At 65.3% G+C, this 3,939-nt stretch carries 6 protein-coding genes; 4 read left to right on the plus strand and 2 right to left on the minus strand.

Going from position 1 to position 3,939, the window contains the following annotated elements:
* Both JHD07_RS06655 and JHD07_RS06660 read left to right on the plus strand, forming a co-directional pair.
* The coding region (locus JHD07_RS06655) for a hypothetical protein (protein ID WP_291620277.1) at window positions 1-184 on the plus strand (184 nt) is incomplete at its 5' end.
* 32 nt (window positions 185-216) lie between these two features.
* Window positions 217-579 carry a hypothetical protein gene (locus tag JHD07_RS06660; RefSeq protein ID WP_291620279.1) on the plus strand — a complete coding sequence of 121 codons (363 nt, stop codon included), beginning with the start codon at window positions 217-219 and terminating at the stop codon, window positions 577-579.
* 12 nt (window positions 580-591) lie between these two features.
* Here JHD07_RS06660 and JHD07_RS06665 read toward each other — a convergent pair whose 3' ends face one another.
* A complete protein-coding gene (locus JHD07_RS06665) occupies window positions 592-837 on the minus strand; it encodes a DUF6719 family protein (protein ID WP_291620281.1) in 246 nt (81 codons plus the stop codon).
* A 68-nt stretch (window positions 838-905) separates the two neighbouring features.
* A complete protein-coding gene (locus JHD07_RS06670; RefSeq protein ID WP_291620283.1) occupies window positions 906-2,369 on the minus strand; it encodes a PLP-dependent aminotransferase family protein in 1,464 nt (487 codons plus the stop codon).
* A gap of 75 nt (window positions 2,370-2,444) precedes the next feature.
* Here JHD07_RS06670 and JHD07_RS06675 point away from each other — a divergent pair, with 75 nt between their 5' ends.
* Both JHD07_RS06675 and JHD07_RS06680 read left to right on the plus strand, forming a co-directional pair.
* Window positions 2,445-3,170 carry a pyridoxamine 5'-phosphate oxidase family protein gene (locus tag JHD07_RS06675; RefSeq protein WP_291620284.1) on the plus strand — a complete coding sequence of 242 codons (726 nt, stop codon included), beginning with the start codon at window positions 2,445-2,447 and terminating at the stop codon, window positions 3,168-3,170.
* 54 nt (window positions 3,171-3,224) lie between these two features.
* On the plus strand, window positions 3,225-3,939 hold a 715-nt coding region (locus tag JHD07_RS06680), incomplete at its 3' end, for an ArgE/DapE family deacylase (protein ID WP_291620286.1).

Raw genomic sequence — 3,939 nt, forward strand, 5'->3', positions numbered from 1 at the left:
CCGAATTGGGACAGAAATCATGCGCGCGGTCAGTTTCATTCTTGCTTTCGGTTTCGTGCTCGCGGGCTCCTCCTGGGCAGGTTCACCGGACGGCAATCTCCCCGGTGTCGGCACCTTCCAATATAGCGGCTCGCCCGTCACGGTTCCGGCTTCACAGCCGATCATGATCGCCGCGCGCTTCTGATCCCACACAGAAAACAGACGACAAAGGCCATCATGTTGGTTCGTCTCTGCGCCGCGGCATTCGTGTCACTTCTGACGATCAATGCCGTTCAGGCGCAAGTGCGGTCGCCGTCCAGGCTACCCGACCCACGCGGCGAATTCGTACGCCAGTGCGCGCCGCGCATGCTCGGGCGCTGGGAGCATCCGGAGGAGGTCTGCGGCTGCCTGCACGATCACGCCGCGGCGGCTGTCGAGGACCGCGACCTGCGCGAGGCATTGTTGCGCGGCATCAGCGAGACCGGGGTGCCCACCATCGAGACCGATTGGGTGCCGGCCTCCAAACAAAGCGAGATCGGCCCGACCTTCACCAAGATCGCCAAGCCGACGCTGCAGTGCATGTTCGATCCGGCGAAGTAGCTTCTCAGGTCATCATTTCGATTTCGGCCCGTGCCGGGGCACGCAAGAGCTGGTGCGCGAGACGCCCTTGTCGGTCATCTTCGCGCCGCGGACTTCCCTGACCTGACCGGCGGGGCAGGTTCCGTCATCCACGAGCACGCGCTGGCCGAGCTTCAGATTTCCGATGTCCTGCTCGCGTCCGATCGTGGCTGCGCCTGCCGTCGAGACAAGCGCCATCGAGATCAGCAGCGAGAGGCAGGTCGTGTGGCGCAGCGGCATGAGGCGAGGTCCCGGCAAGTGATACCGCAGTCTAGGGAGCGGCGGGCGATTCTAATAGTGAAGCTTCGTCACGCCCCGCGGACCGTTTTTCCTCTGGCGCCCAACGCAGCGCGTGACTCTCTTGCGAGGCGTTCGGCAGAGGCGACGAGTTGTGGAACGCCGTGCCCGGAGAATCCCAGCACGAAGCCGGGCAGAGGACGTCCGCGCGCATAGGTGTCGGCCAACAGCCAGCCTTCGGCGCCGGCCGCCTGCCTGGCATGCGCTGCGACCGCCGGGTCGACCGAGGGATGGAAGCGGGCGACGAGATGCAGGCCTTGCGAGGGCACCGGCACGGACAGCGCGCCATCGGATGCGACTTCCAGCGTCTCCGCCAGCGCATCGCGCGCCTCGCGATAGAGTTTTCGCACCCGCTTCAGGTTCGCGGCGAAGGCGCCGGAATTGAGCATGTCCGCCACTGCGCCCTCCATCAGCGTGCCGGGAAAGCGGTCGAGCGCCGCGCGCGCGGCCGACACGTCGGCGACCAAGCGTTCGGGCAGGGCGCAGTAGCCGATGCGCAGGCCCGGAAACAGCGTCTTGGCAAACGTGCCGAGATAAACGACGCGCTGGAGGCGATCGATGCCGGCGAGCGACATCAACGGCGCGCCATCATAGCGGAACTCGCTATCGTAATCGTCCTCGAGCACGAATGCGCCGGCCTGCCTTGCCCAGTCCAGAAGCTCGAGCCGGCGCGGCATCGACATCTGCACGCCAAGCGGAAACTGGTGCGAGGGCGTGACGTAGGCCGCACGGGCGGACGGCGCCGCGATGCGGCCTTTGGCGACACGCATCCCCTGCTCGTCGACGGCGACAGGCACGGCGCGATAGCCGCAATGCGCGATGGTTTTTCGCGCCGTTGGATAGCCGGGGTCCTCGCACCAGACCTGGTCGCTGGGTTTCAGGATCGCGCTCAGCACGATGCGGAGCGCGTGCAGCGTGCCCGACGTCAGCATGATCTGGTCGGGGTCGCAACGCAGGCCCCGCGCCGACAACAGGTGGTCGGCGATCGCGGCACGCAGCTCGCGGCTGCCGCGGGGATCACCATAGTGCAGGTGCTCGGACCCGAATGCGCGCATGCGCCGGCCGACGAAAGCGCGAAAGCGCTGTACGGCGCGTTCGTCGATATGGGTGCAACCAAGCGCGAAGGCGCCCTGGCTTGGAGCTTCGACCACGATCTTCGGCCTACTCGGAACGGCGGCGCGCGCGGGAATGTCTGCCGCGACGAAGGTCCCGGATCCGATCGTCGCGTCGGCAAAGCCGTCGGCGATCAGGCGCTCATAGGCGCCGACGACGGCGTTGCGCCGAAAGCCGGTCTGCTTGGCCAGCGTCCGCGACGGCGGCAGCGGCTCGCCGGGCTTGACGAGGCCGGAGACGATCATCTCGCATAGCGCCTGATAAAGCCGGTGCGCCGCGGAAGCGCCGGCCGTGATGTGAGGGCCGGTGAGGTCGAGCGGAAGCTCGGCCTTGGATCGGAAATTGGTTGGAATTCTTTGCATGGAATTGGAACTATCGCAGACCAAATGCGCCGCTACAACTGCTTCCACATTCCCCGAGTCCGAGCAGGAGCGGCCGTGAGCCAGACCGAGACCTTGAATCGCTATCCGACATCTGCCCGCAATCAGGTGAAGCGCCGGCACGACCGCGGCTTCTATGATCACGAGACGGTTCATCGCATCCTGGATTCCTCGATGCTCTGCCACGTCTCCTACGTGATCGATGGGCAGCCCTATTGCACGCCGACCTTTTTCTGGCGCGAGGGCACCAGGCTCTATTGGCACGGTTCGAGCGCCAGCCGCATGCTGCGCAACCAGAGCAAGGGCGAGCGCGTCTGCTTGACGGTCGCCCATCTGGACAGCCTCGTGCTGGCGCGCTGCGGCTTCAACCATTCTGCCGATTACCGCGCCGTCATGGCCTTCGGCACGGCCTATCTCGTCACGGACGCCGCGGAGAAGGAGCGGGCGGTGATTGCGATGGTCGATCGCTTCTTTCCCGATCGCACGGCCAGCCTGCGACAGAGTACTGCGCAGGAGATCAAGGCAACGTCTTTCATCGCGATGGAGATCGAGGAAGCCTCGGCCAAGATCCGCGCCAAGGGAGTCGCCGACGATGACGAGGATTATGCGCTGCCGATATATGCGGAGCGAATTCCGGTTCGCACCGTACTCGGCGCCCCCGAGCCGTGCTCGCGCCTGCTCGAAGGCGTCAGCCGGCCCACGACGCTGAACGGCTATTCCGAAGGCCGGCTGCTCGAAGATGCATTGCGGGAAGCTTATTTTGTGGAGTACCCGAACGGCTGAAATCGGCTAGTTTGCGCACTCCATAGGACCATTGGAACGTCTGGAGTTGCCCGAATGAACGCCGAAGCGCAGCAGAGGATTCTTGACGCCGTCGATAGCGGCTTCGAAGCTCAGCTTGCAACCACCCGCGATTTCGTCGCGATCCCCTCGACCCGCGGGGCGGAGGGGCCGTGCCAGGACATGATCGGCGACCTCCTGCGCGAGCGGGGCTATGAGGTCGACGATTGGCACATCAACGTCGATGATTTGAAGGATCTCCGCGGCTTCGGTCCGATCGAGCACGACTTTTCGAAGGCTCGTTCCGTGGTGGGCACATACCGCCCGCAAACCAACGGCGGCAAATCGCTGATCCTGCAGGGGCACTGCGACGTGGTGCCGGCCGGCCCGCTGGAATTGTGGGACGCGCCGCCATTCTCGCCGGTCATCAAGGACGGCAAGATGTTCGGCCGCGGCGCCTGCGACATGAAGTCGGGCACGATCGGTGCGCTCTATGCGCTGGACGCGATCAAGGCAGCAGGCTTCAGGCCGACGGCACGGATCCATTTCCAGTCGGTGATCGAGGAGGAGAGCACTGGCGTCGGCGCGCTCTCGACGCTTCAGCGCGGTTATCGCGCGGACGCCTGCTTCATTCCGGAGCCGACGGGCGGCAAGATGGTGCGCTCGCAGGTCGGCGTGATCTGGTTCCGCCTGCGCGTGAAGGGGCACCCGACCCATGTTGCCTTCGCAGGCTCCGGCTCGAACGCGATCATGGCGGCGTATCACCTGATCC

The sequence above is a fragment of the Bradyrhizobium sp. genome (assembly GCF_016462955.1).
Classification (GTDB): domain Bacteria; phylum Pseudomonadota; class Alphaproteobacteria; order Rhizobiales; family Xanthobacteraceae; genus Bradyrhizobium.

Excerpts from the sequence above, each read along its gene's own strand:
- JHD07_RS06670 (WP_291620283.1), bottom strand. The coding sequence starts at position 2,369 with ATGCAAAGAATTCCAACCAATTTCCGATCCAAGGCCGAGCTTCCGCTC.
- JHD07_RS06660 (WP_291620279.1), top strand. The coding sequence starts at position 217 with ATGTTGGTTCGTCTCTGCGCCGCGGCATTCGTGTCACTTCTGACGATC.
- JHD07_RS06665 (WP_291620281.1), bottom strand. The coding sequence starts at position 837 with ATGCCGCTGCGCCACACGACCTGCCTCTCGCTGCTGATCTCGATGGCG.